This window comes from Bradyrhizobium sp. 137, assembly GCF_023074095.1.
Lineage (GTDB): Bacteria > Pseudomonadota > Alphaproteobacteria > Rhizobiales > Xanthobacteraceae > Bradyrhizobium.
The window spans coordinates 1-21338 of record NZ_JADPKU010000042.1 but is presented as its reverse complement, the minus strand read 5'-3'; the positions used below and the strand labels follow the sequence as shown (position 1 = coordinate 21338).

Genomic DNA, 21338 nt, shown 5'->3' with positions numbered 1-21338 from the left:
GTCGCGCTCTCGGCAAAATGCATCGCGTTCAGCTTCCGCAGCCGGTCGCCAGCCTGATCGCTACCTCATCTGGCCGATCAGCTTCGCCGCAGCGCTCGCGCTCTTCGCCAATTCCAGCAGCGCTTCACGGCCGCCGGCGGCGTAAGCCGCGGCCGCCCGCAACAGCTCGCGCAACTGCGCCGCCGCGCCAGGATCGAACCGGCACCAGGCACCGCCGGTCAGGCGCGCGATCTCGCGAAAGGTCCGCTCGGCCACGGCGTCATGGCCTTCCTGAAACACAAACACCGGCACCTTGAGCATGCCAAGCTCGCCGGCCCTGGCGCAGAGTTCGTCGGCGTTCTCCTCCATGGCATCGCCAACGAAGACGACGGCCCGCACGCCGGACGCGACGGCCTCGCGCCGGGCCTCGCTCAGCACCTTGCCGATCTGGGTGTCGCCGCCGCGGCAATCGATCTTGCTCATCAGCGTCGCAAGCCTGGCGCTGTCGGAGATCCACGCCGTCGCACGGCATTCGTTGAAGCCGCGATAGTAGACGAGCCGGACGTCGAGGCTGCCGAGCGCCGCAGTCTCGCGAAACATGTCGGCTTGGAGCGCGCAGGCCATGTCCCAGGTCGGCTGCCGGCTCATCGTCGCATCCAGCGCGAAGATCAGCCGCCCCCTCGCGCCGGGCGCATGCGGTGACAACGCACGCGCCTTGGCGACAAAGGCGGCAATGTCATCCGAGGTGGACGTTCCGGCCTGCGGCACTGCGCCGCCGGCTTTCGTCGAGACGGCATCGCCGCGCGGTTTGATGGGGTCGCCCGACATCGCTGCTCAACCATGCGTGGGCGATTAATGTGCTGGGCGCGGACAGCCCGGTCAATGTGCAAAGCCTCCGCGGACGTAAGCCGGCGGAGGCTTCGAGATCGGTATCAATGAGGGAGGCGTCAGCTCTTGGCAGGCGCCATCAATGCAACTGGACCCGGCTCGAGAATCTTGGGCGGAGACGATTGCGTGTCGACCGGTCCGACGTCGCTGTCGGTGGCGCTCAGGAACCTGTCGAGCATGCTCTGGATCGAGTTCTTGGCCGCATCCGGACCGGTGTCGCGCATGTCATTATGTTGGAACTCGGTCTTCACGACCTGAATGCCCGCCTTCTCGCACTCCTCGTCCGTGGGGATCACGCCCGCATCGGCCTTGAACTGGGGATCGGTGGAACGGAACGACAGGATCTTGAATTTGCCGGCCGTGACGAAGGGAACGCGCAGATTGTCGAGCGTGACGACCTTCTTGACCTCATCCGGATACTGCTTGGCGAAATACATCGTGATGTCGCCGCCCATGGAGTGACCGACCATGGTCACCTTGTCGTAGTCGGCATTCGGCTGGACCTTCTTCATCTCCTGCATGGCGAGATGAATGTTGGCGACGCCGCGCAGGATCTGCGGCAGCCGGCCGACATAGAGCTCGCCCGGCTTGGTCACCATCGGAGGGTCGGTCGGCAAATCATGCTGCGGGCTCACGACCATGTAGCCGCGCGCAGCGAAGATGTTGGCGAGGAAGCCGTACTCGGTGTTCTTGACGGTGTTGCCATGATTGATCACGGCGACAGGCAACTTAATCATGCCGGCGTTGGCCTGCATTTCCTTGTCGCGGCGCACCGCGATGTGGACGGGCACCGGGCGATTGTCGCGCGAAGCGTCGTAGAAGGTGATGGTCTCGTGCTTGATGGCCCACTTGCTCGCCGTGAAATAGGCGATGCCGCAGAGAGCACTGACCGAAACCAGAACGGCAATTCCACGCTTCATCTTCGTCCTCAGCCGCAGGCTCTTGCGGCCTGATCCCTGTTGAAAATCGTGTTCTCCGGGGCTCTTTGTCCCCTTGTCGCCTATTCCCTAATATATGTCACAGCAGCGTGACAGGAAGGCTAAATATTGTGAACCGGCAGCCCTTTCATTGTGCGTCGCACACGTTTGTTGGGCACCCTTTGTCATAAGGCTTCGTCAGGGTGCAGGTCACCATCCGACGCAACCGGGCCCGATCGGGTTCAATTCGTAGTCAACGTGAGATGAAAACGCGCGGAGCGCGGACCGAGTTCCCGCGGCAACTGGCTCGGATTTGACGGAAAGTAGCAATATACCGCGGCCTCAGGCGCCGAGGATGTCGTGGACCTCGAGCGGCTTGTCGACCTGATTGAACCATTCGGCACGGTTGGCGGCGCGGCGGCGGCCGCGCTCATCGAGCGGCAGCTTGAGCTGGCGGAGCAGGCTGGTCACCTCCTCCCGCGCGGTGAGATGGCCGAGATTGGGCCGCATGCCGAGCGTGGCCTCGTCGATCTCGTCGAGGGCGGTCAGGCCACGCGGGAAGAATTCGCGATAGACGACACGTTCGGCGAAGCCGTCGACGTAGCGGAAGCCGAGCCGCAGCGACAAATCCTTCAACCCCTCGGCGACGAGCTGCTTGTTGCGGGAGCCGAGCATCGACAGGCGGTTGCGCACCACGATCCAGTCGGTGGTCGCGCCGTCGAGCTGGCGGCGCTTGCGCCTGACGTCGCGCACCATCTCCGCGTAATGGCTCTCCCCCGTGACCGCGTAGTTGGCGGCATCGACGGTGCCGAGCACGTCGAAATCGAGAAAGCTGTCGTTGATCGGCGTCACCAGCGTGTCGGCCATCGAATGCGCCAGCCGCATCAGGTAGCTGTCGGTGCCGGGCGTATCGATGACGATGAAGTCGAAGCTGCTTTCGACTGCCGAGACCGCCTCCATGAATTGCAGGAACTCGGCATTCTCGTTCTCGGCGATCTGCATGGTCTCGCCGAGCTTGATGCAGCGATGCACCGGCAGCTCGAGGTCGAGCTTGGTGCGGCGCGCCCAGGCTGAACGGTTGCTGATGTAGCGGGTAAAGCTCTGCTGGCGGCAGTCGAGATCGATGGTGGCGACGCGCTGGCCGGCCTTCAGGAGCGCAACCGCGATGTGCAGGGCGGTCGTCGATTTTCCGGAGCCGCCTTTCTCATTGCCGAGCACGACCACATGCGCCGAGCCGGATTGGCCTTGGCTAGCCTGCACAAGCATGGCGATCCTCAATACCCCTAACGAATATCTTCGAGTTGACCGCATCGGCGGTCAAGTGAAATGCGTGACAGGTAATGCAAATTGCAATGCGCCGTTCTTCGTTATGAATTGCGGCGGCATCTTTTCGACTGTGGTCCAGCCCACAATGTCGCGACATTCTGCGCAGCCTTGGCCGGGATGCTGTGCCGCATCCGGATGCATGGTGTCCATGATCGCCGCTTGTTAAGGTTAGCCGGTCGCGCGCCGGCCGCACCCGCACTGATTCCCAACCCGATCGAGTCCTGATGTCATCAAGTCCCTTGATCGCCCGCACGGTCCCTGCCCTGCGGCGCGCCGTCGACACTCTCCGCAAGCGAAAGGCCACGATCGCACTGGTCCCGACCATGGGGGCACTCCATGATGGGCATGTGTCGCTGGTTCGCCTCGCCAAGCGACGCGCGAGCCGCGTCGTGGTGTCGATCTTCGTCAACCCCACTCAGTTCGCCCCGACCGAGGATTTTGGCGCCTATCCGCGCACCTGGAAGGCCGACATCGCCAAGCTCGCGGCCGAGGACGTCGATGTAGTCTGGCACCCCGGCGTCGAGGCCATGTATCCGGAGGGCTTTGCCACCCGCATCGTGCCGGAGGGGCCGGCGCTGGCCGGGCTCGAGGACCGCTTCCGCCCGCATTTCTTCGGCGGCGTCGCCACCGTCGTCGGCAAGCTGTTCACGCAATGCCGGCCCGACTTTGCGATCTTCGGCGAGAAGGATTTTCAGCAGCTGCGGGTGGTGGCGCAGATGGCGCGGGATCTCGACCTCGGCGTCAAGGTCATCGGCTCCCGCACCGTGCGCGAGCGCGACGGGCTCGCGATGTCCTCGCGCAACGTCTATTTGTCACCACAGGAGCGGCAGACCGCAATCACGCTTTACCGCGCCATGAAGGAGAGCGCCGGGCGCATCCGTGCAGGCGATGCGATCGCGCCCGCCATGGCCGGCGGCGCCGAGATGATCAAGGCGGCCGGTTTCGCCCTCGACTATTTCGAAGCCCGCCATGCCGCGACGCTGGCGCCGGTCACCTCGCGCAAGGACGGACCCTTGCGGATCCTGGTCGCGGCCAAGCTCGGCACCACCCGGCTGATCGACAATATCGCGGTTTAGAGCAATCCGAGATCACGCAGCTCGCGCCGCATCGGCTCCGGCATCGCCGCGATCGAGCCGGCGGCGGACTTGCCGAGATCGGCGGGCACCGAATCATCGGTCAGATAGCGCCAGCCCTGGAACGGGCGCATCGGCCGCGGCGACACCGAGATCACCTTCGGCTGCATCACGATCCGGCAGCGCCCGATGCCGTCCTTATCACGGAACGGCTCGATCCCGATGATCTTCTCCCGCGCGGCGATCTCGCCCTTGATGACCCAATAGAGCGAACCGCCCGAGAGGATCTCGGCGTCGCGCTTGGGCACCATGCGGGTGATGTGGATGTGACGTTGCGGCAGACCCTTCTTCTTGGCGGTCTGCATCCGTTCGGCGATCCACTCCTTCAATTCCTTGACGGAGTCGCAGCCGACAGCGAGCTTGATCAGGTGTAGCGGCATGCCCCAGCATTAGCCGGGCAGCCGCGCATTTGGAATGCCGATCTACTCGTTATCCGCAGCCGCTGGAGCAGCCGCCGAGGCTGGCGGGGGCGCGAGCGGAACCGGCGCTGCGGGAGAACGCGCTGCCTTTGGAGCAGGCGGCTTCTTCGCGGCCGATGCAGTTGGTGCCGCAGGCGCTGCGGCCTGTGCCGAGGCCGCTGCCGGCGCGCGCGCTGCCGGCGCTGCGTTTGCGGCCGGTGCCGCCTGGCGCGTCGCCGCGGTCGGCGGCTCCGGATTCATGATGCTGACCGGCGGCGTCGACGAGGCGCTCGGGAACTCGGCATTGGTCGGCTTGCCCGTCGGCATCGACGGCGGCAATCCGGAAAGCGCGCCGGTAGCCGGCATCGCCAGCGCCGTTGCGGGCGCGTTCCAGGTCGGCGCATAGCGCGCAACCAGCGTGTCGTAGCGATGGGAATCCATGTTGGCGGCGACCTGCTGCTGGTCGGTCAGCGAGCGGAACGCAGCGCAATCGAACTGCGTGCAGCCGTCGCGCGCGACCAGCACATGGGCGACGAGGCCGTAGCGATCACGCTCCAGCGATTTGCGCAGCACCTTCAGGTCCAGCGTCAGGCTCTTCTCGGCCGTGGCGACGTCGCCGAGCGCGGTCAGCCGGTCGATCCTGGCGGCGGTATAGGAGACGGCGGCAGCCGCTGCCTCAGGCGCGCCGAACAGCGCCTTCTCGCAGCCAACGGCCACGGCATCGCCGGCGAGATCGTCGAGGCAGGACAGCGCCGGCAGGCTCGCCGTTACCGCCTGCGCGCGCGCTTCGGCCGGGGTGGCCTGCCCCTCTGAACCATAGACGCGCACCGTGGCCGCCCCGGCGATCGCAATGGACAGCAGCGTGATCACGGTCAACGCGCCGTTGGCGACCGACCTGTCGGCGCGCAGCAGCGTGATCAGCAGGATCAGCCCGAAGAATCCGGCAGCCAGCAGCGTCATCCACATCGGGAAGGCCGGCCAGCGCCAAATTTGGTCGAGCGACCAGGTCATACGCGACGTCCTCTCACGCGAGCAAAGAGCGAATGGTCAAGCGAGCACCGCGAGTCGGCAACTGCCCCCGCCCCACCTTGCGAAGCCGAAGCGGGCCTTTTGACGGCGAGAGGATACAATTCCGGGAGGCGCCAATGCGCAGGGTAGCGTCCGTCTTCAGGAGAGCGCGAGCTGGCTTTCCTTGGCGACGCGCTCGAAGGCTTCGGTCGAGCTCTTGATCCGGTACTGGCAGTCGTCGCCATCGGTCGGCAGCAGACGGATGATCTCATACGCGCCGCTGGCAGCCGGACGCGCCACATTGCTGGCCGTGAACAACACGCGCGTTCCCACGGGGAATTTGTGCTTCAACACCCTCTCCATCACTCAAACAGCGCCTGCCTCGCCCAGTGTCCCACTGCGATGGCCGGCCGGAAACCCGGGCCGTCGTATAGCACGAGCCCCGCCCGTTTGGCCAGCGTCATGCCGGCATGACAACCGCGCCAATTTGACAGTCTTTTCAGAACGATAGAGATGGACCGGCGGGCCGATGATACCGCCGGAGCAGCCCCGTCCGGCGGCATGTCGCAGCCGGATGTCGCAGCGTGGGGAATCACGGCGGTGGCAGGAGCGCCGCCAGCCGGCGCGCGGGCCGGCCTTCCCGTCCGGACCAGCGGTCAGGCGTCCTCGAACTTCTCGATGCGAAGCGTTTCGGCGAGCCCGTCCCGGGTCCATTCCTGGAACGCCGGCAGCGCCTGCATCGTGTCCATGTAGGCCTTGGTCTCGGGCGTGACCTCGATCGCATAGGTGCGGAAGCGGTGCACGACCGGCGCGTACATCGCATCCGCCGCGCCGAAGCGGCCGAACAGGAACGGTCCCTTGGCGCCATACCGGGTCCGGCACTCGCGCCAGATCTCCTGCACGCGCGCGATATTGGCCTTGGCGTCCGCCGACAACGTCACCGGGCGCACGGGGCGGTGCAGGTTCATGCCGCATTCGTTACGTAAGGCCATGAAGCCGGAATGCATCTCGGCGCACACCGACCGGGCATAAGCGCGCGCGGCGACATCGTCGGGCCACAGCTTTTTCTCCGGGTAGCGCTCGGCGATGTATTCGATGATGCTGAGCGAGTCCCACACCGTGATGTCGCCATCGACCAACACCGGCACCTTGCCGGCGCGGCTGAAGGACAGGATCTGCTCCTTGTCGGCGGGATTGTCGGTGTAGAGCGGGATGACGGTCTCCACGAAGGGGATGTCGCTGGCGCGCAGTGCAAGCCAAGGCCGCATCGACCATGACGAGTAGTTCTTGTTGCCGATCGCGAGTTTCAGCGCAGCCATGTCGTCAATCCTCCCCGAGACGTCCTGAAGCGAGCTGCTTTTAACGCCATAGCCTGCCCCCAATCAATCGTTGCCGCGCCTTGCCATGCGTGGCAATCGTTGCCGCCCGCGAGGAGACGGACATGAGCAGGCACTGGGTCGACATTACCGCCGTCGGCTTCTTCATCATCGAATGGCTGGTCTACGCGCTGACGCTGGAGCATTCGGCCTATGGCCGCGACAGCCTGTCGGCGCGCATGAATCGCTACCGCGAGGTCTGGGTGCGCCAGCTGCTCGAGCGCGACACGCGCATGGTCGACATGCAGATCATGGCCTCGCTCCAGAACGGCACCGCCTTCTTCGCCTCCACCAGCCTGTTCGCGCTGGGCGGCGCGCTGGCGCTGCTGCACGCCACCAACGACGCCATCACGATCCTGAGCAAGCTGCCGATCGACCTCAGCCCCTCGCCCGCACTGTGGGAGCTGAAATGCGTCGGCCTCGTGCTGATCTGCGTCTACGCCTTCTTCAAGTTCGCCTGGGCCTATCGCCTGTTCAACTATGTCGCGATCCTGTTCGGCGGCATGCCGCCAGCGTCCCAGCGCGACACGGTGGAGGCGGAAGCCCATGTCATCCGCACCACGCGCCTGTTCGAATCCGCAGGCCGCCATTTCAACCGCGGCCAGCGCGCTTTCTTCTTCGCGCTCGGCTATCTCGGCTGGTTCGTCAGCCCCTGGCTGCTGTTCGCGACCACGGCGGCCGTGGTGGTCGTGACCTGGCGACGGCAATTCGCGTCCAGTGCCTGGGCGGCGATGGCGCCGGAGGTGGTGGCGGCTGACGAGGAGAAGAAGCGCGGTCATTGATGCACTGCCGTGCCGGACACGGCGCGGCACGAAGTGACGCGACGCAGAGCCGGGACCCGGCCCACACGGGAAGGCGCTGCGATATAGGCCCCGGCTCTGCAGCGCATCGCTGAAGGGCGCTGCGCTGCGTCCGGGGCACGAGAGGAGAGTGAGGCATGCTCTCTCAACGTCATTGCGAGCGCAGCGAAGCAATCCAGAATCCCTCCGCGGAAAGACTCTGGATTTGCTTCGCTGCGCTCGCAATGACGGAGCATGGTGAACCAACGTCATTCTCCAACACACATTCAACGTGCAGACACGCCTTCGCATTCTCGCGGCGCGTTTCGCCCGAGCTTTGCTTGATCTCTCCACCCTCAAAGCCGGAGGGCGCAGGAAAGGCCGGGTGCCGGCTGGCACCCACGGTCCGCTGTGCGAAAGGCACACGCAGAAGAACTGCACAGCGGCATACAGGTGAAGCCCAACACACGGCCTTCCCTGCGCAGTGGTTTGACGGCTTATGCCGCGCTCTCCCGGGAGCCGAGTTCGTTCTGGCCTCCCTCACTCCAGCGAAAGTCACGGACACCGCGCCGGTTGACGCCCATGCCGCATCCGCCAGGGCTTGACCGTAGCAACGACGGCCAGGACCACACGGTTTTGCCGTACGCGCGGCTCGCCTGCGCCGCAGGGTTCGACGGCGTTGTGCACCTTGCCATCGACATGCTGGCGCGACGAACCTGACAGCGCCGTCCGTCTGCGCGAAGCTTAAGGGCTCACGGAGAGCAATCCGCCCTGCCCTTGGCCTCTCGCGCCCGACGCTGCCGCGTCCACCGCAAGCCCGGCTCCGCGATCATCACGACACATGATCGCCCCTCTCGGATGAACCGGGGTGGGCGATACATACGTCATTTCCGAATTTCGGTAAAGGAGAATATTTTGCGCAATCGGGATTGACAGAGCCGCGACACAGGCGCGGCGACGGATCGAGCGCGGCGCGATCGGGGAAAGTGTCAATGGCGAGCAATCACCCGGATTACGCTGCGCTCCGTTCGGGCTACACGACTATGTCCTAGCCCCCGCCGAAATCCCGCGGGCTGAACGGCAAATCCAGCACCTTCCATTCCCCGTATTTGTCGGCCGGCAGCATCTTGTAGGGCTGGCAATTCTGGAGTGCGCTCATTGCGGACTTGACGATGGCGACGCCCTTCGCGGACGGCGGGGCTTCCATCAGGATCGGCTCGCGTGCCAGCGTGCCGTCGGTGGCGAACACCGTGCGCAGCTTGATATAGACGTTGTCGGTCGGCGCGACCCCGGACGGCAGCTTGGCGCAGTTTTTCAGGTGACGGCGCAGCTCGGCGATGACCTCGGACGGCAGCTTGGCGGCGATCGAATCCTTGGCGTCGCCGCCGTCGTTCTTGGGGGCGTCTTTCGGCAGCTCCGTCAATTCAGGTGGCAGGCCCAGCATGACGCCGTACTTGACGGTGACGTCGGGCTCCGGAGCCTGATAGGCCGGCGGCGGTGCGGCCTGGGGCTGCTGCATCACCTGTGATGGCGGCGTCGGAGGCAGCGGCATGCCCTGAGGCGGCGGTTGCGGCATCGGCTGCGGCAGGGCTTGCTGCGGAGGCTGTTGCGGCTGTGCATTGACCTCGCGCGGGTTCGGCGGCGAAGGCTGTTTCTGCAATTGTTGCTGCTGCGCAGAACGTTGCGGCTCGGGCGAAGCCTGCGGTGAGGGCGATGGCGCGGCTTGCTGCTTGGCCGTCGCATCCGACTTGTCGGCGAAATCCAGCTTCGGCAGCTTCAGGTCGGGTTTCGGCTCCGGCGGCTTCTCCCTCGCCTCTTCCTGGGCCCTCTGCTCGGCTTTGGCCTCCTCCTTCACCTGCTCCGGCGTGACGATGTCGACCGTAACAGTCTCGGGTGGCGCGGCGTGGAACGGATGGACTTCGCTGATCAGGATGATCAGCGCCACCAGCGTCAGATGCGCGATTGCCGACGCCGCCAGGTCCGTCCGTATGATCTTCCGCAGTTCCATCGATTGACTTCAGGTTGCCGCGCTGGTCCTAGCATAATGGAAGCCCCCCTCAATCCCATTTCGGCGCGAAGCCGAAGTCGGTCAGGCGTCCCCTGGGATTGGCGAGCGCGGCGATCCGGCCCATCTCGTCCTCCGACAGTTCGAAATCGAAGATCTCGATGTTTTCCGACAGACGCTCGACGCGCGAGGTGCGCGGGATCGCGGCGACATTCTGCTGCATCAGCCAGCGCAGGCACACCTGCGCCGGGCTCTTGCGATGGACGCGGCCGATCTCCGCGAGCGTCTGGTCGGACTTGATGCGGCCCTTGGCGATGGGACTGTAGGCGACGAGAGCAAGACCATGCTGGTCGCAGGCCGCCCTCACCTTCGCCTGATCCAGATAAGGGTGATATTCGACCTGATTGCAGACAAGCGGCTCGGGCGATAACGCCACCGCCTGCTCGATCAGCGCCACCGTGAAATTGGAAACGCCGATGTGGCGGGTCAGGCCCATGCGCTTCGCATGCGACAGCGCTCCAAGCGTCTCCGCCAGCGGCACATGCGAATTCGGCCAGTGCAGCAGCAACAGATCGACGGAGGGAAGTCGCAGGCGGGCGAGGCTCTCCTTGACCGAGCGTTCGAGATCGTGGGGCGCGAAATGGTTGGTCCAGACTTTCGTCGTGAGGAAGATGTCGTCGCGGCGCACGCCCGAGGACCGCAAGCCGTCGCCGACCTCGCGCTCGTTGTCATAGGCCTGCGCGGTATCGATGTGGCGATAGCCGAGCCGCAGCGCCTGCTCGACAATGCGAGCGCATGGCCGGCCGCCCAATTCCCAGGTCCCGAGCCCGATCGCCGGGATCCTTGCACCATTGGCCTCGACGAACAGCATGAGGAATCCTCTCTGTTGCGGCAGCCCCAAATCATCCGGCCGTCATTATGGACCGGCCCATGACGCTGCCAACGGACGCCGCGACAGTTCGGCCGGATATTCAACGCAATGCTAACGGCAGGTTCGCGCGAGCTCTTGGCGTTCCGTCCTTAGCGTCAAACTTTGGCGAGCGCCTGGAAGACCGTATCCGGCGCATGCGCGATCACGGCGAGCAGCGCGCGGGCCGGTCCGCGCGGGGCGCGCTTGCCCTGCTCCCAGTTGCGAATGGTCTCGACTGGGACGCCGAGTTTTGCGGCGAACTCCATCTGCGTGAGGCAGGCGCGGCGGCGCAAATCGCGCACCGCGAGCGGGCCGGCATCGCCCGGCGCGACATTGGCCGCCGGCTGGACCGGAAATTCCTGTCCGTCCCGCAATTCGACGATCCGTCCGTCCGCCTTCAGCCGCAACCGCATGCTCATTCCCCCAAGCGGGGCGATGATGCGGCAGGTCGCTTAAGTTCGGATTAAGAGAGCGGTCTCGTGCCCCGGACGCAGCGCAGCACTTCTTCAGCGTTGCGCTGCAGTGTCGGGGCCCATCTCGTGGGTCTCGTCCCTATCGCTTTTTGGGTCCCGGTTCTGCGCAGCAACGCTAAGGGCGTTGCTGCGCGCCCGGGACACGAGAGTGAGGTTGCCGCACGTCCGTCCTACTTCAACCCGAACCAGAGCGTCGCGATGCCGAGGAAGGAGAAGAAGCCGACGACGTCGGTCACGGTGGTGACGAAGGTGCCGGACGCCACCGCGGGATCGGCCCTGACACGGTCGAGCGCCATCGGGATCAGGATTCCGCCGAGCGCGCCGGCAATGAGGTTGCAGATCATCGCAAGCCCGATGACGATGCCGAGGCCGGGGATCTTGAACCAGGCCACGGCCGCGATGCCGGTGATCACGGCGAAGGCGAGACCGTTGACGAGGCCGACCAGGCTCTCGCGCATCACCACGCGCCAGGCGTTGGAGGAGCCGAGCTCGCGCGTCGCCAGCGCCCGCACCGCGACCGTCATGGTCTGGGTCGCGGCATTGCCGCCCTGGCTCGCCACGATCGGCGCCAGCACGGCGAGCGCCACCATCTTCTCGAGCTGGCCTTCGAACAGGCCGAGCACGGAGGACGCCAGGAAGGCGGTGGCGAGATTGACCAGCAGCCAGTTGAAGCGGCCGCGCGCAATGGTGAGAAAAGTGTCCGACAGCTCCTCGTCGCTGGTGACGCCGCCGAGCGCCTTGAGGTCCTCGTCCGCCTCCTCCTCGATGACGTCGACGACATCGTCGACGGTGATGACGCCGACCAGGCGATCCTGGGTGTCGAGCACAGGCGCTGCGACGAGATTGTACTTGCCGAACATGCGGGCCACCTCCTCCTGGTCCTCCAGGACGGAGACGCGGCGGCGATCCTCGTCGGTCAGCTCGGTGAGCGGCACCGGACGGCGCGCCCGCAGCAGCACGTCGAGCGGCACCGCACCCTGCCAGTGCTGGTCCTTGTCGACGACGTAGATCTCATAAAAGCGGTCGGGCAGGTCCGGCGTCTCGCGCATGTAGTCGATCGCCTGGCCCACGGTGAAGTCCTGGGGCACCGCGATGAATTCGGTCTGCATCCGCCGGCCGGCGGAATTCTCCGGATAGAGCAGGCTGCGCTCGAGCGCGACGCGCTCCTTCAGCGGCAGCTTCTCGAGGATCTCCTCCTGTTCCTCGGCATCGAGCGTTTCCAGGAGCTCGACCGCGTCGTCGGATTCGAGCTCGCGGACACCTTCAGCGACGGTCTCCGGCGGCAGTTCCTCGAGGATCTCCTCGCGCACGGCCTCGTCGACCTCGTTCAGCGCGGAGAAGTCGAAGTCGCGCCCGGTCAGCTCGACCAGGCGGACGCGGTCGTCGGGCTGCAACGCGCCGATCAGGTCGCCCAGGTCGGCCTCGTGCAGCTCGGCGACGATCGCGCGCAGCTGTGCCGAGTCTGCGGCCTCGATCGCATGCGCGATCTCCTCGACGAATTCGTGACGAATTTCGCCGTCTTCATTGCGCATCGGTACGTGGTCGAGTACCGAATCCGCGGCGGGAGCGGCAACGTCCAGATGTTCATCCATGGCGCGCCTCGCCGTTTGACAGGTTGGATCAGATGGTCTGGGCTGACGGTTCAGGCAATACCCACAAGCGAACAGCGAGCGCAATGACAAAGATGCAATGCCCGGAATGGACGCCGATGGCGCTGGGCGCGGTGCTGGCCGGCCTCGTCGGCGCGACCTCGCTTGAAGCCGCCGAGTGCCCGCGCAAGGACGCGCTCGGCACTGCGCGCGTTCTGAGTGTCGACGTCAAGGCCACCCCGCGCGTGGGCCTGAAGAGCTTTCCGCAGACGCTGCCACTCGCCGATCGCGAGGTCGTGCTGACCTTCGATGACGGCCCACATCCACCGACCACGTCGAAGGTGCTGGCGGCGCTGGCGCAGGAATGCGTACGTGCGACCTTTTTCCTGATCGGCCTGCACGCCTCCGAACATCCGGACATGGTCAAGCGCATCGCCAGCGAGGGCCACACCATCGGCCACCACACTTTCTCGCACCCGTTCATGGCGCGGATCCCGTTCGACAAGGCCAAGAGCGAGATCGACCGCGGCATCGCGGCCGACGAGATGGCGCTGCGCGGGGTTTCGACCACGACGCCCTCGACGCCGTTCTTCCGCTTCCCCTATTTCGAGTCCACGCCCGCACAGCTCGACCTGCTCCAGGCGCGCGGCATCGTGGTGTTCGGGGCTGACCTCTGGGCCAGCGACTGGAACGAGATCACGCCGGAGCAGGAATTGAAGCTCGTGACCGAGCGCCTCGCCGCGAGCGGCAAGGGCATCATCCTGTTCCACGACCCCAAGGCGCGCACGGCCGCGATCATGCCGGCCTTCCTGCGGTATCTGAGGGAGAACGGGTATCGAGTTGTTCACATCGTTCCGGCAGGCCCAGCGCAGAAGAATGCCGATGCGCATTGATGCCGGAATGTCACGCCGGCGCAAAATGGGTGATTTGGGGCCAATTAATACTCTGTTCATGCTACCCCATGCAAAGTTGAGGGCGGCTCCGGTTGAACCGTTTTGGGGCATCTCCGACCTATTAAGGCGGCAATCTCATGGGGGCAGACGAGGTTCATGATCGGAAGTAGCGTTGGTTTGCGGACGCGATCGTGGACGGCCCTTGGCCTGTTGCTGGGATTGCTGACGACCGCTTCGCCGGCGGCGCTCGCGGCCGACTGTCCCGGCCATCCCGACGCGCTCGGGACGTCCCGTACCCTCGTGGTCGATCCGCGCGAGCATCCGCTGATCGGCACCATGCAATATCGCGAGACGCTGCCCCTGAAGGACCATGAAGTGGTCCTGACCTTCGACGACGGTCCGCTGCCGAAATATTCCAACCAGGTGCTCCAGATCTTAGCCGACGAGTGCATCAAGGCGACCTTCTTCATCATCGGCAACCAGGCCAAGGCCAACCCGGAAGGGGTGCGCAAGCTGGTGGCGGCGGGCCACACCGTCGGCACGCACAGCATGGACCATCCGCTGACGTTCGATCGCATGCCGATCGAGAAGGCCGAGGCCGAGATCAACGGCGGCATCGAATGGACCGCGGCCGCAATGACGGATCCGACCAAGCTTGCGCCGTTCTTCCGCATTCCCGGCCTGATGCGCGCCGAAGGCGTGGAGAACCATCTGATCTCGCGCGGCATCCAGGTCTGGAGCGCCGATTTTCCGGCCGACGATTGGCGCCATGTGTCGTCGGATCGCGTCTATCAGCTCGCGATCCAGCGCCTCGAGGCCAAGGGCAAGGGCATCCTGCTGCTGCACGACATCCAGGCCCGCACGGTGGCGGCGCTGCCGAAGATCATCCGTGACCTCAAGGCGCGGGGCTATCGTATCGTCCATGTGGTGCCCGCGACCGCCGATCGGCCGGCGACGCCGACCACGCCGGTGGAATGGCTGCTGCATTCGCCGACCGAGACGACGCCGATCGCGCGCTGGCCGCGCGTGCCGAATTTCGTGTTCGCGCAGACCCGGATGCTGCCGGCGCCCGCCCTTGCCGATCTCAATGCGCAGACCGAGCACCAGCCGCTGCTGCCGCGCCGGACCATGGCGCAGGCGAATGTCGAGGCTACCCTGCCCGTGCCGGGCCGCGATCTGTTTGCGATCCCCGAGGGCTCGGTCGAGGTGCTGCTGTCGACGTCCTTGTCGCGGCGCGCGACGCGGCTGGCCATGGCAGCCCAGACGCCGCACGCGGCCAAGGACAAGGCAGCCAGGGGCAAGGCAGCGAGATCGCAAGGACGGCGCACCGCGCAGGCAGCGCCAGCCGCGCCGAAGCCCGCCGCGCAGACCAAGAGCGCTGCCCCACACCCGACCGGCGTCGCCAGCCTGAAGAAGCGTGCTTAAGGTCCTACTGCCGCATGATCGCGGCGACGCAGAGCAGCACGATCAGCGCCAGGAAGAACAGGTCCATATAGGACTTGAGCTCGCCGTCGCGCCGCAGCCGCGCAACGTCGGCGACGACCTGCTTGCGTGCCGAGCTTCCGCCCGAGCCATCATTGATGGGAGCCTGAAGGCGCCGCGTCTCGGCTTCCAGCTTCTCGATCTTCTGGAAGAAGTAGAACGCGCGCAGCGTCGAGGCGGCGCGCATGGCGGCATAGACCAGCACCAGGATCGCCAGGATCGCCCGGTTCGGATACTTCTCCATGAAGTTCAGGCTGAAATAGACCACCGCCAGGAAAGCGAAATTGGTGATGAAGCGGTAGACGAAGCTAAGAAAGACCATGCTGGCTCGAGCCTTGAGGGATGCGCAACCGGATCGTTGCGCATACGGAATCAGGGGGCCGGACGGAGCAGCCGGCCTGGAGACCGTGCAGGTCCGTCTACGCCAAATTTGTTTCAACAAAGATACTATCGCCTCGCAGTTCGCCGCCATTTAGCCACACGCGGCCATAATGCAAGACGGAGCATGCCGTCGGTCCATTGCACGCCGGTAGCCCGCAACGGTTCAATGGCGATTTGGCGGAAGTCGCGATAGACTATCGACCGCCACCAGATGTGGGGTCTGCCGATGTCGAAGAAGGGAATCACGGGCCACGACGACTGGGTTCTGACCGAGGCCCTCGCGACCGCGCTGGTCGCACTGGAGCAACTCGAGCCCAAGCACCGGCCGAACGCACATATGGACGACATCCGCAAGATGCTCTCGAATGGCAAGGAGCCGGCCGCGGTAAGCCTGCACCTGGCCCAGGCCAAATGCCGCCTGTTCCCCGACCTCGATCCGCTGGAGATCTACCGGGAATACGGCATCGGAGAGGAATACGGCTAAGGGGCGGTCGACGATCGAGCTAAGGGCCGCCGGCAACCGATCCCGCGATCACCATGACCAGCGCGCCAAGGTCGACCTTGCCGTTGACGTTCAGCTCCTCCGAGCGTTCGGCATCATCCGCGCCTTGAACCCTAAGCGCTTGCGGCCGCTCGGCGGCCTGTCTTTGCAGCTCGCCGATGATGGCTTCCTTGAGTTTCTCTTCCAGCATGGGGCGTCGTCCTTCAGGCCGCCATCGCGCGGCAGGATTGGGCGCAGGAGCGGCACATCGCGACGCATTCGTCCATGCCGCCGATCCGCTCGCAATCCTCGGCGCATTCGGCGCAAATTTCAGCGCATTCGCTGCAGGTGTGCCTGTGATGGGGCGTGTTGATCAGCATGAAATGCGCCGCCGTCCGGCAGATCTCGGCGCAGGCCATCATCAGGCGGAAGTGCTTTGGCTCCACGTGCTTGCCGCCGGTCTCGAGGCAGTGATTCATCGCCGTGCCGAGGCATGTCTGATAGCAGCTCATGCAGAGCCCGATGCAGCGGGTCATGTCTTCGGATTGGGCCATCCGTTCTCTCCCATCGCGCGCCTCACTCCGCTCGACCAAAGCGGGGCAACGCGCTTCGTTCCAGGTTCCGCTCGATTGTGTGGCTCTGCCAGGCCCGGCCGCGTCATGCCAAGAGCCGCGGCAGGCTGTTATGGATCGTGCAGGCGGCAATTGCGGCGTGGCCGAAGGCGACCGAGATCTGGTGCAGGTCGGTGACGATATCGCCGATGCCGTAGAGCCCATCGATCGACGTGCGCTGATGGTCGTCGACCTTCAAATAGCCTTCGGCGGTATGTTCGGCGCCCAGCACCATCGCGAGCTGCGAGCGGACCTCCGCGCCCATCGCGGGATAGACTATGTCGAATTGCGCCGTCCGGCCGTCCGCGAAGGCGGCTTCGACGCCGTTGTCGCGTCGCCGCAAGTGCAGGTCGGGCGCGAACACGAGCCTCACACCCGCTTCAGACAGCTCTGACGTTGCTGCCTTCCCGTCGTCCGGACCGGTTGCGAGCAGCGTCACGTCGCGCGAGTAGCCGCGCAGGAACAACGCCTTGCCGGCAGCGCGGTGAAGAGGGCCGACGACGCCGGTGCGGCGGCCGGCGGCCTCGAAGGCGTCGCAGACGGGACAATAGCGCAACAGCCCGTCCGCGACCGCCGCGCGCCATTCCACGAACGGCGGATGGGTGTCGACGATGCCGCAGGCGAGAACGACGGTGACGGCCTGATGTGCGCGACCGTTCCAGCTCGCTTCAAAGCCATGCGCGTGCCGCTGCAATGTGGTGACCTCTGCGTCGACCCGCGCCACGACGAGCTCGTCCAGTTGCGCCGACATGCGCGCGATCAATTCGGTGCCGGACAGACCGTGGACGAAGCCGGGGACGTTGTGACTGCGCGGGATCAGCGCCGCCCGGCTCGCGCCGGCGTCCACGACACAGACGCTGCGGCGAAATCGCGCCAGATAGATTGCGGCCATTAGTCCGGCCGGGCCGCCGCCGACGATCAAGCAATCGAGTGGCGCGCTGGTCATTTGGGGTTTGGGTCCTGAACACCAGCACCGGGGTCCTGGAGCCGCCCGCTCCGCGCCAGCCGGACCGCGTTGCCGAGCGCGCGCGCCGCATTCCGCACCTGCTGCTGGAATTCGTCGTCTTCGTCGAGCTCGCGATGCGAATTGGCGTATGGCTCCATATAGCCGACATAACCGTCGAGCTCGGCGTAACGGCCCGCCGAGATCAGCTGCATGTCGGTAAGCCAGTCGGACAAGGCGCGGCGCACCCCCTCGGCGCCGACCGCATCGCCGTGAACGACGACGCCGTAATGACGGCCGGCGAGATGACGCGGATAAGGCCAGCCCTTCAGCTCGATCGCCTTGGCTTCAGCGGCCCTCTTGCCATGGGTCGAGCTCGGATCGGGATTGCCGCCGTCGGCGCAGACCATCCGGTCCATCATCGCTTTCAGTCCGGCGGGCACGTGATACCAGTTCACCGGCGCCACGATCAGGATGCCGTGGGCGGCGACCCAGAGCGGATAGATCTCGTTCATCCAGTCGCCCACCTGCCCCAGCGAATAGTTCGGATAGCAGCTGCATGGCCAGTGGCAGAGCGGCATCGCGGTTGCGACGCAGGATTTGCAGGGTTGGATATTCTTGCCGAATTCCGAAGCGAGGCGCGAGAGATCGAGGATGTCGACGGCAAATCCCATCTCGGTGAAGACCGGCTCGGCCAACTTGACCAGGCGCCAGGTCTTGGACATCTCGCCGGGACAGGTGTGCTCGCTGCGGGCCGAGCCGTTGATGATCAGGATCCGCAGCGTCTCACTGGCATCGTCATGCCGTCGCTGCGCCGCAAGCACGGCGGCACGCGCCTCCAGCCAATCGACGGCAATGTCGTAATCGGGATCGGCGAAGCCTGCTCCCGCCTTGCGCGTCAGCGGCGCCTTGCGCGAATGGCTGTAAGCGTCCCAGGCGGCGCCGACGATGGCATCAAGCTCGCGTTGCAGGGGGGCAAAGGCAGGATCGACGAACTGGCTCCTGTAACGGCTCTCGAATTCTTCGCGCGACAGCCTGACGGGCGGCATCCCCTTGCGAATGTCGGCTTCCGTCATGCTGGCTCCTGGCAAAGTCGGGCGCGTTCGACCAACCCGGGGCGCAGCGGCTAGTTCCCGAATGCCTGTTGGCGAACGGCTTCCTGAGCCAGATCGAAATGCGCGATCCGCCGGTCCAGCCGCCATAGCTCGATGCGATGGACCAGCACGAGCGCGGCGGCCTCGCGTTTGGCCTGCTCGTCATCGCCGCAGACGAGATTGATGCATCCGAACACATGACCGTCGCGATCGATCTGGAAAGCGCGATAGTGCTTCATGCCCGGCATCGTCATCGATCTCGCCTGGGATGGGCGGGCGCGCTCAGCCAGTCCGTCAGGTTCGAGGTCACCTCGTTCTGCTTGGCCCGTTGCAGCAGCATCTCGCGCTCCCTACCGGGCGGCAGGCTGCGCGCACGTGCGCGGGCGTTTTCGGCGAATGCAGCCAGCCGCTCCTGGAGCGATTGGGTCTGTTTCCTGCGGTTGCGTTTGGCGGTCATTGTCGTTTCACAAATCATTTGGATGGAAGGAAATTGGCCCCGGCGGGAGGTCGGGCACCGGGGCCCAGGTTTCGTACCGGCTGGGGCGGCCCAGCCCGGCGATGTTTGTAGCTTCCGCCGCATCAGCGGGTTCCGGCATTTCAATAAGTTAACAATGCGTGATTTTGCTCGCGGCTACGCAGCAGGTTTGCGTCGCAGCGCAATTCGACTGCGCCGGAACCGAAATTCTGATTCGCATGTTCATGGGGGACTTGAAGGAGGATCATCATGGCGAAAGCAGCATGGAAACGGCCGGGCTCACCGATCGGCCGCAAAGGACCACGCAAGGCGCATCCCGCCTACAAGCGCCGCGCGCGCGAGCCGTGGACGCCTGCGGACGTGAGCAAGCTGAAGCAGCTCGCGAAAGGCAACACGCCAACCGGCGTCATGAGCATTAAGCTTCAGCGTCCGGCCGCAGCCATCCGCAGCAAGGCGCAGCGTGAAGGGATTTCGTTGAGGCCCACCAATCGCTCGCCGTATAACAGGCGAACCAAAGCCGCGAAGCGGCGTTGACGGAAGGCACCGCCGGGTGACAACCGGACGCAACGGGGACGATGGACGTGGTGCTCATTTTTCCGGTTTCTGCCCACGACACCAGCGCATCGGTACGCGCCGACATCTAACCTGTTCCCGGTGCGTGCAGCCCGGACCCGCGTCGCATTATTTGCGCCGCGGCCTTGCGCGCCAGTCTGCGCATGCCTCTGCGTGGTTCTAGTCGGGCGGCTGCAAGCCTGGTGATCGAAGCCATTCGCTCATCTGAGAGCCGGTCTCCGCTTGCCTCGCCTTGCGCAATATCTCGTCCCGTGCCGCTCCCGGCGGCAGCGCCTTGGCTTCTTCGCGCAGCCGCTGCGCTTCAGCGGCGAGGCGTATCTCCAGCGGATCCGTCTGCTTCGATCGATGCCGCATCAACATGAGGCGTTCTCCCTGATGATCGGGCAGAGCGCGCCGTTGCGTTCCCCATGGTCAGGCGCTAGCCACACCCAAACGGCGTGGGCGAACCATCAACGCTCCAGAAGCGGAGCGGTTGCCGGGTTCCGCAAAAAACCTGGCAGCAGATCGCCTAACCGGCACTCGATGTGAACTCGTCTTCCCGATTGTCACGATGAGCCTTCACCTCGGTGAGGACCATGGCGCTCTCCATGAGCGCAAGGCGCAGTTCACCCGCGGCCTGGCGGTGCTCGGCCGCAAGCAGTCGATGCTGCTCCCGCAGAGCGCGGCTGATGTCTATCGTGCCGGCTGCGCGGCAAAGGAGGGGATCGCGCATCGGTCCATGATAGGACGCCAGCGTGAAAGTGCCTTTTACGCAAGTTACTCAAAATGCGCCGCCGGCTCAAAATTCATGCAGGCACTAACTTGGATTAAGATCTTAACGGCGTTGCCGTGCCTGTCGAAATGAGCCGCTCGGAAGCGGGACGATCGACGCTTGGTTCGTGGAAGTTTGCGAAAGCCCGCGCGCTCACCAGTCGCAGACAGGACGGCGCCCCTACTTCTTGAGGACCGCCCCGGCGAGCTGCCATTCCAATTGATCACGGGCGAGATGTAGCTGCTTCCTGATCTCAGCGTTGAGAGCCCGCAGGCGGACACTCTCCTCAATTAGTCGTCCGTGAAGAACCTCCAAGCGGTTGATCAAGAATCAGTTTTCGGGGCGAGAAGGTCTTGGGGATTGCAAACTTTCGGGCTTTGACGGCCCAAAAGCTTGCAGTTTCATTTTTGAGGATTCCGTCGAATCACGAGTCGTGATTCCGTCGTCGCATCGGAGGGAGCGATGCGACCAAAGGAACGACGCGGGACGGGACAAACCGATCTTCTGCGCTCGCGGCTGGACGCGATCATCGATATGGGGCACCCGCTGGTGAAGCTGGCGGGGACAATCGACTGGTCGTTCCTGGAGCAGCGGTTCGGGGCGGTCTACGAGGACAAGCCGGGCCGGCCGCCATTGCCGACGCGGCTGATGGCGGGGCTGGCGATCCTCAAGCACACCTACGACCTCTCCGACGAGGTCCTGTGCGAGCGCTGGGTGGAGAACCCCTATTACCAGTTCTTCTGCGGCGAGGAGTTCTTCCAGCACCGATTGGTGTTCGATCGCTCTTCGCTGACGCGCTGGCGCCAGCGGATGGGCGAGGAGAAGCTGCAGGCTTTGCTGCAGGAGAGCCTTTCGGTTGCCACCAAGACCGAG

At 65.0% G+C, this 21338-nt stretch carries 28 protein-coding genes; 8 read left to right on the top strand and 20 right to left on the bottom strand.

Annotation, left to right across the window (positions count from 1 at the left end):
* Positions 1–60: 60 nt before the first annotated feature.
* The 4 genes from IVA78_RS07890 to IVA78_RS07875 form a co-directional block, all read right to left on the bottom strand.
* The gene (locus IVA78_RS07890) at positions 61–807 is read right to left on the bottom strand and encodes a VWA domain-containing protein (protein ID WP_247275756.1); all 747 of its coding nucleotides are present in this window, start codon (positions 805–807) and stop codon (positions 61–63) included.
* A 119-nt stretch (positions 808–926) separates the two neighbouring features.
* A complete protein-coding gene (locus IVA78_RS07885; RefSeq protein ID WP_247275755.1) occupies positions 927–1787 on the bottom strand; it encodes an alpha/beta fold hydrolase in 861 nt (286 codons plus the stop codon).
* 339 nt (positions 1788–2126) lie between these two features.
* Entirely contained in the window at positions 2127–3050 is a 924-nt protein-coding gene (locus IVA78_RS07880; RefSeq protein ID WP_247275754.1) for a division plane positioning ATPase MipZ, read from the bottom strand.
* A gap of 51 nt (positions 3051–3101) precedes the next feature.
* Positions 3102–3260 (bottom strand): hypothetical protein, encoded by a 159-nt coding sequence (locus tag IVA78_RS07875; RefSeq protein ID WP_247275753.1) that lies wholly within the window; start codon positions 3258–3260, stop codon positions 3102–3104.
* 74 nt (positions 3261–3334) lie between these two features.
* Here IVA78_RS07875 and panC point away from each other — a divergent pair, with 74 nt between their 5' ends.
* The gene (gene panC, locus IVA78_RS07870; protein WP_247420616.1) at positions 3335–4186 is read left to right on the top strand and encodes a pantoate--beta-alanine ligase; all 852 of its coding nucleotides are present in this window, start codon (positions 3335–3337) and stop codon (positions 4184–4186) included.
* On the opposite strand, the gene IVA78_RS07865 is transcribed toward panC, so the two are convergent.
* From IVA78_RS07865 to IVA78_RS07850, 4 genes are all read right to left on the bottom strand, one after another.
* Positions 4183–4623 (bottom strand): DUF1489 domain-containing protein, encoded by a 441-nt coding sequence (locus IVA78_RS07865; protein WP_247275751.1) that lies wholly within the window; start codon positions 4621–4623, stop codon positions 4183–4185. The two genes, panC and IVA78_RS07865, sit on opposite strands and share 4 nt — an antisense overlap.
* Positions 4624–4665: 42 nt before the next feature.
* A complete protein-coding gene (locus IVA78_RS07860) occupies positions 4666–5652 on the bottom strand; it encodes a hypothetical protein (RefSeq protein ID WP_247275750.1) in 987 nt (328 codons plus the stop codon).
* Between the two features lie 156 nt (positions 5653–5808).
* Positions 5809–6012 carry a hypothetical protein gene (locus IVA78_RS07855; protein ID WP_247275749.1) on the bottom strand — a complete coding sequence of 68 codons (204 nt, stop codon included), beginning with the start codon at positions 6010–6012 and terminating at the stop codon, positions 5809–5811.
* 293 nt (positions 6013–6305) lie between these two features.
* Entirely contained in the window at positions 6306–6968 is a 663-nt protein-coding gene (locus tag IVA78_RS07850; protein ID WP_247275748.1) for a glutathione S-transferase family protein, read from the bottom strand.
* Between the two features lie 122 nt (positions 6969–7090).
* On the opposite strand from IVA78_RS07850, the gene IVA78_RS07845 reads away from it, so the two are divergent.
* A complete protein-coding gene (locus tag IVA78_RS07845; RefSeq protein ID WP_247275747.1) occupies positions 7091–7807 on the top strand; it encodes a DUF599 domain-containing protein in 717 nt (238 codons plus the stop codon).
* 1045 nt (positions 7808–8852) lie between these two features.
* On the opposite strand, the gene IVA78_RS07840 is transcribed toward IVA78_RS07845, so the two are convergent.
* The 4 genes from IVA78_RS07840 to mgtE form a co-directional block, all read right to left on the bottom strand.
* Positions 8853–9812, bottom strand: a complete 960-nt coding sequence (locus IVA78_RS07840) for a hypothetical protein (protein WP_247275746.1) — start codon at positions 9810–9812, stop codon at positions 8853–8855.
* 49 nt (positions 9813–9861) lie between these two features.
* Positions 9862–10680 (bottom strand): aldo/keto reductase, encoded by an 819-nt coding sequence (locus IVA78_RS07835; protein WP_247275745.1) that lies wholly within the window; start codon positions 10678–10680, stop codon positions 9862–9864.
* A gap of 155 nt (positions 10681–10835) precedes the next feature.
* The gene (locus tag IVA78_RS07830) at positions 10836–11138 is read right to left on the bottom strand and encodes a helix-turn-helix domain-containing protein (protein ID WP_247275744.1); all 303 of its coding nucleotides are present in this window, start codon (positions 11136–11138) and stop codon (positions 10836–10838) included.
* A gap of 224 nt (positions 11139–11362) precedes the next feature.
* A complete protein-coding gene (gene mgtE / locus IVA78_RS07825; RefSeq protein ID WP_247275743.1) occupies positions 11363–12784 on the bottom strand; it encodes a magnesium transporter in 1422 nt (473 codons plus the stop codon).
* Positions 12785–12900: 116 nt separating this feature from the next.
* On the opposite strand from mgtE, the gene IVA78_RS07820 reads away from it, so the two are divergent.
* Together IVA78_RS07820 and IVA78_RS07815 are read left to right on the top strand one after the other, a co-directional pair.
* Positions 12901–13674 (top strand): polysaccharide deacetylase family protein, encoded by a 774-nt coding sequence (locus tag IVA78_RS07820; RefSeq protein ID WP_247275785.1) that lies wholly within the window; start codon positions 12901–12903, stop codon positions 13672–13674.
* A 156-nt stretch (positions 13675–13830) separates the two neighbouring features.
* The gene (locus IVA78_RS07815; protein WP_247420604.1) at positions 13831–15099 is read left to right on the top strand and encodes a polysaccharide deacetylase family protein; all 1269 of its coding nucleotides are present in this window, start codon (positions 13831–13833) and stop codon (positions 15097–15099) included.
* A gap of 4 nt (positions 15100–15103) precedes the next feature.
* Here IVA78_RS07815 and IVA78_RS07810 read toward each other — a convergent pair whose 3' ends face one another.
* A complete protein-coding gene (locus IVA78_RS07810) occupies positions 15104–15478 on the bottom strand; it encodes a hypothetical protein (protein ID WP_247275741.1) in 375 nt (124 codons plus the stop codon).
* Between the two features lie 285 nt (positions 15479–15763).
* Between IVA78_RS07810 and IVA78_RS07805 the strand changes: the two genes are divergently transcribed.
* A complete protein-coding gene (locus IVA78_RS07805) occupies positions 15764–16021 on the top strand; it encodes a hypothetical protein (protein WP_164940018.1) in 258 nt (85 codons plus the stop codon).
* Between the two features lie 19 nt (positions 16022–16040).
* Here IVA78_RS07805 and IVA78_RS07800 read toward each other — a convergent pair whose 3' ends face one another.
* The 6 genes from IVA78_RS07800 to IVA78_RS07775 form a co-directional block, all read right to left on the bottom strand.
* Positions 16041–16229 carry a hypothetical protein gene (locus IVA78_RS07800; RefSeq protein ID WP_247275740.1) on the bottom strand — a complete coding sequence of 63 codons (189 nt, stop codon included), beginning with the start codon at positions 16227–16229 and terminating at the stop codon, positions 16041–16043.
* A 13-nt stretch (positions 16230–16242) separates the two neighbouring features.
* Entirely contained in the window at positions 16243–16572 is a 330-nt protein-coding gene (locus tag IVA78_RS07795) for a four-helix bundle copper-binding protein (RefSeq protein ID WP_247275739.1), read from the bottom strand.
* 103 nt (positions 16573–16675) lie between these two features.
* Positions 16676–17575 carry an NAD(P)/FAD-dependent oxidoreductase gene (locus IVA78_RS07790; protein WP_247275738.1) on the bottom strand — a complete coding sequence of 300 codons (900 nt, stop codon included), beginning with the start codon at positions 17573–17575 and terminating at the stop codon, positions 16676–16678.
* Complete coding sequence (locus IVA78_RS07785; protein ID WP_247464975.1) at positions 17572–18648, bottom strand: flavodoxin family protein; 1077 nt, start codon at positions 18646–18648, stop codon at positions 17572–17574. Before IVA78_RS07785 ends, IVA78_RS07790 begins: the two co-directional genes overlap by 4 nt.
* 50 nt (positions 18649–18698) lie before the next feature.
* Positions 18699–18920, bottom strand: coding sequence for a hypothetical protein (locus tag IVA78_RS07780; RefSeq protein WP_247275736.1), 222 nt, complete (start codon positions 18918–18920; stop codon positions 18699–18701).
* Positions 18917–19123: a hypothetical protein gene (locus IVA78_RS07775; RefSeq protein ID WP_247275735.1), complete on the bottom strand. Its 207-nt coding sequence runs from the start codon at positions 19121–19123 to the stop codon at positions 18917–18919. The genes IVA78_RS07780 and IVA78_RS07775 overlap by 4 nt, the downstream gene beginning before the upstream one ends.
* Before the next feature lie 267 nt (positions 19124–19390).
* Here IVA78_RS07775 and IVA78_RS07770 point away from each other — a divergent pair, with 267 nt between their 5' ends.
* On the top strand, positions 19391–19675 hold the full coding sequence (locus IVA78_RS07770) for a hypothetical protein (RefSeq protein ID WP_247275734.1): 285 nt from the start codon (positions 19391–19393) through the stop codon (positions 19673–19675).
* Between the two features lie 198 nt (positions 19676–19873).
* Here IVA78_RS07770 and IVA78_RS07765 read toward each other — a convergent pair whose 3' ends face one another.
* Positions 19874–20074, bottom strand: a complete 201-nt coding sequence (locus IVA78_RS07765) for a hypothetical protein (RefSeq protein WP_247464972.1) — start codon at positions 20072–20074, stop codon at positions 19874–19876.
* A gap of 190 nt (positions 20075–20264) precedes the next feature.
* Here IVA78_RS07765 and IVA78_RS07760 point away from each other — a divergent pair, with 190 nt between their 5' ends.
* Both IVA78_RS07760 and IVA78_RS07755 read left to right on the top strand, forming a co-directional pair.
* Positions 20265–20558, top strand: coding sequence for a hypothetical protein (locus IVA78_RS07760; RefSeq protein ID WP_247275732.1), 294 nt, complete (start codon positions 20265–20267; stop codon positions 20556–20558).
* Between the two features lie 369 nt (positions 20559–20927).
* On the top strand, positions 20928–21338 hold a 411-nt coding region (locus IVA78_RS07755; RefSeq protein ID WP_247464310.1), incomplete at its 3' end, for a transposase.

Bases quoted from the DNA above. Each gene is read 5' to 3' on its own strand.
- IVA78_RS07890 (WP_247275756.1), bottom strand. From the start codon at position 807: ATGTCGGGCGACCCCATCAAACCGCGCGGCGATGCCGTCTCGACGAAA.
- IVA78_RS07885 (WP_247275755.1), bottom strand. From the start codon at position 1,787: ATGAAGCGTGGAATTGCCGTTCTGGTTTCGGTCAGTGCTCTCTGCGGC.
- IVA78_RS07880 (WP_247275754.1), bottom strand. From the start codon at position 3,050: ATGCTTGTGCAGGCTAGCCAAGGCCAATCCGGCTCGGCGCATGTGGTC.
- IVA78_RS07875 (WP_247275753.1), bottom strand. From the start codon at position 3,260: ATGGACACCATGCATCCGGATGCGGCACAGCATCCCGGCCAAGGCTGC.
- panC (WP_247420616.1), top strand. From the start codon at position 3,335: ATGTCATCAAGTCCCTTGATCGCCCGCACGGTCCCTGCCCTGCGGCGC.
- IVA78_RS07865 (WP_247275751.1), bottom strand. From the start codon at position 4,623: ATGCCGCTACACCTGATCAAGCTCGCTGTCGGCTGCGACTCCGTCAAG.
- IVA78_RS07860 (WP_247275750.1), bottom strand. From the start codon at position 5,652: ATGACCTGGTCGCTCGACCAAATTTGGCGCTGGCCGGCCTTCCCGATG.
- IVA78_RS07855 (WP_247275749.1), bottom strand. From the start codon at position 6,012: ATGGAGAGGGTGTTGAAGCACAAATTCCCCGTGGGAACGCGCGTGTTG.
- IVA78_RS07850 (WP_247275748.1), bottom strand. From the start codon at position 6,968: ATGGCTGCGCTGAAACTCGCGATCGGCAACAAGAACTACTCGTCATGG.
- IVA78_RS07845 (WP_247275747.1), top strand. From the start codon at position 7,091: ATGAGCAGGCACTGGGTCGACATTACCGCCGTCGGCTTCTTCATCATC.
- IVA78_RS07840 (WP_247275746.1), bottom strand. From the start codon at position 9,812: ATGGAACTGCGGAAGATCATACGGACGGACCTGGCGGCGTCGGCAATC.
- IVA78_RS07835 (WP_247275745.1), bottom strand. From the start codon at position 10,680: ATGCTGTTCGTCGAGGCCAATGGTGCAAGGATCCCGGCGATCGGGCTC.
- IVA78_RS07830 (WP_247275744.1), bottom strand. From the start codon at position 11,138: ATGAGCATGCGGTTGCGGCTGAAGGCGGACGGACGGATCGTCGAATTG.
- mgtE (WP_247275743.1), bottom strand. From the start codon at position 12,784: ATGGATGAACATCTGGACGTTGCCGCTCCCGCCGCGGATTCGGTACTC.
- IVA78_RS07820 (WP_247275785.1), top strand. From the start codon at position 12,901: ATGGCGCTGGGCGCGGTGCTGGCCGGCCTCGTCGGCGCGACCTCGCTT.
- IVA78_RS07815 (WP_247420604.1), top strand. From the start codon at position 13,831: ATGATCGGAAGTAGCGTTGGTTTGCGGACGCGATCGTGGACGGCCCTT.
- IVA78_RS07810 (WP_247275741.1), bottom strand. From the start codon at position 15,478: ATGGTCTTTCTTAGCTTCGTCTACCGCTTCATCACCAATTTCGCTTTC.
- IVA78_RS07805 (WP_164940018.1), top strand. From the start codon at position 15,764: ATGTCGAAGAAGGGAATCACGGGCCACGACGACTGGGTTCTGACCGAG.
- IVA78_RS07800 (WP_247275740.1), bottom strand. From the start codon at position 16,229: ATGCTGGAAGAGAAACTCAAGGAAGCCATCATCGGCGAGCTGCAAAGA.
- IVA78_RS07795 (WP_247275739.1), bottom strand. From the start codon at position 16,572: ATGGCCCAATCCGAAGACATGACCCGCTGCATCGGGCTCTGCATGAGC.
- IVA78_RS07790 (WP_247275738.1), bottom strand. From the start codon at position 17,575: ATGACCAGCGCGCCACTCGATTGCTTGATCGTCGGCGGCGGCCCGGCC.
- IVA78_RS07785 (WP_247464975.1), bottom strand. From the start codon at position 18,648: ATGACGGAAGCCGACATTCGCAAGGGGATGCCGCCCGTCAGGCTGTCG.
- IVA78_RS07780 (WP_247275736.1), bottom strand. From the start codon at position 18,920: ATGACGATGCCGGGCATGAAGCACTATCGCGCTTTCCAGATCGATCGC.
- IVA78_RS07775 (WP_247275735.1), bottom strand. From the start codon at position 19,123: ATGACCGCCAAACGCAACCGCAGGAAACAGACCCAATCGCTCCAGGAG.
- IVA78_RS07770 (WP_247275734.1), top strand. From the start codon at position 19,391: ATGGCGAAAGCAGCATGGAAACGGCCGGGCTCACCGATCGGCCGCAAA.
- IVA78_RS07765 (WP_247464972.1), bottom strand. From the start codon at position 20,074: ATGTTGATGCGGCATCGATCGAAGCAGACGGATCCGCTGGAGATACGC.
- IVA78_RS07760 (WP_247275732.1), top strand. From the start codon at position 20,265: ATGAGCCTTCACCTCGGTGAGGACCATGGCGCTCTCCATGAGCGCAAG.